The following is a 1,906-nucleotide window of genomic DNA, read 5'->3' as shown; positions in this document are numbered from 1 at the left end:
GGCGGGCCGGCCGGCACCGCCGCCGAACCGGAAGTAATTATCGGCGAACTGGACGGCCCGGTCGGCACCGCCTTGGCCACCTTGACCGGCGACCAAGTGCAAGGCCACACCCGGGTGTTTGCGCTTTTAAATACCGACATTCAGGTACGGCCGGTGACGCTGATGGTCAGCAAAGTCACCGTCAAAAACAGCCGCTATACCAACATCCTGATGGGTACCGTGCAGGCGGCGATTGCCAACGGCGTACTGGATGCGGTGCGGGCCGGCGACATTCCGAAAGAAAAAGCCAACGACCTGGGTATCATCTGCTCGGTATGGCTGAATCCCGGCGTGATCAAGGACGACAACCTGGATCACCGAATATTGTTCGACATTCACCGCAAGGCCATGGCGCTGGCGATTCATAAAGCCATGACCGACACTCCGGATATCGATTGGCTGTTGGAAAACCAGGACAAAATCACCCACAAATATTTCCAGATGGGGCTGGACGGAAAAATCTGATCCGTACCCCGCCCGCCGGGTTGCCGGCCAACCCGGCGGGTGGGGCTTTAGTCCCGATCAAGGCATTCTTCGCGGCTAAAGCCGCTCCTTGGAAATCTATTTCGGTAAGTTGTTTCCAACGGCATCCAAGCTCGCGGCGATGCTTAAACTCAGGAAAGGCTGCCTTCCAATGCCCGCTCGCGGGAATCCCATTCCGCCTTGATATCCAAAATCCTGGGCTGAATATCCATGAATGCCTCGATCAGGCGGCTATCGAGATGCGTTCCGGCGTTTTCCCGGAGGAATTGCAGAATCTTTGCCAAGGGCCAGGCGTCCTTATAGGGCCGCTTCATGGACAGGGCATCGAACACATCCGCAACCGCCACGACGCGGGCCGACTCGGGAATCTCCTCGGCCGACAAGCCATTGGGATAGCCGCTGCCATCCCATTTTTCATGATGATTCAGCGCGATTTCCCCGGCCAGCTGAAATAAAGGCGCGTCGCTTTGCTTGAGGATGCCGTGGCCTATGGTGGTATGGGACTTCATGACCCGCCATTCCTCCGCATCCAGCTTGCCCGGTTTTTTCAGCACCGCGTCGGGTATGCCGATTTTACCGGTATCGTGCATGGGCGCGGCCAGTTCCAACAGCCCGCAAAGCTCCTCGCTCCAGCCTATCGTTTCGGCCAGAGTCCGGCTATACGCAGCCATTCGCCAGATATGGGCGCCGGTATCGGTGTCGTTGTAATGGCCGGCCTTGCCCAACATATGGATCGCATCGTGATAACTTTTTTCAAGTTTATCCGCCCGCACCAGCGACAAGTGGGTTTGGACCCTGGCCTGTACAATAGGCACCGAAATCGGTTTGGCGATGTAATCCACCGCGCCGACGTCGAACCCCGCCTTTTCGTCGACTTCCTGGGTCATGCCGGTAACGAAGATCACCGGAATATCCCGGGTGCGCTCATCGTCCTTCAAGCGGCGGCAAACGGCGTAGCCGTCCATGTCCGGCATCTGCACGTCAAGCAGGATGAGGGCCGGGTTATGTTTTTCCACGGCCCGCAGGGTTTCCCGGCCGCTGCGGGCAAAAACCAGCGCGTGTTGTTCTTTCAGCGCCATTCGCAAGATACCCAGATTATAAGGTTCGTCGTCGGCGCATAAAATCGGACCGTTTGCCATGATTAAACGTCCTCCAGACTGAGGTTTAAGTGTTTGATGAGGGCCTTGGTCCGTGCCTCGGCGGCCCGGAAATCAAAGTTTTCCAGCAGTTCGCGTATCGGTTCCAACATCTGTAACGGCAGAATTTTCTCCAAGGCCTGCAAGGACGGCTCCGCTTCGTCGGGATTGTCCCTGTCCAGCGCCTGCAACAAATCGCGCAACAGTTGCGCCGGCGCTGGCCGGCCGCCGGTCGCGCGGGAAACGGC

3 protein-coding genes are annotated in these 1,906 nt (G+C 57.9%); 1 reads left to right on the top strand and 2 read right to left on the bottom strand.

The genetic code is table 11. From position 1 onward, the window contains the following. Positions 1-504: formaldehyde-activating enzyme (locus NP596_RS21145; protein ID WP_256617359.1), on the top strand; the 504-nt coding region annotated here is incomplete at its 5' end. Between the two features lie 149 nt (positions 505-653). On the opposite strand, the gene NP596_RS21140 is transcribed toward NP596_RS21145, so the two are convergent. Then, on the bottom strand, positions 654-1,661 hold the full coding sequence (locus tag NP596_RS21140; RefSeq protein ID WP_256617358.1) for a response regulator: 1,008 nt from the start codon (positions 1,659-1,661) through the stop codon (positions 654-656). Between the two features lie 2 nt (positions 1,662-1,663). Next, on the bottom strand, positions 1,664-1,906 hold a 243-nt coding region (locus NP596_RS21135), incomplete at its 5' end, for a hypothetical protein (RefSeq protein WP_256617357.1).

It is taken from the genome of Methylomonas rivi, from assembly GCF_024505165.1.
Classification (GTDB): Bacteria; Pseudomonadota; Gammaproteobacteria; order Methylococcales; family Methylomonadaceae; genus Methylomonas; species Methylomonas rivi.
Note: the sequence above shows the minus strand (reverse complement) of the source record. Positions and strands in the feature narration are given on the sequence as shown.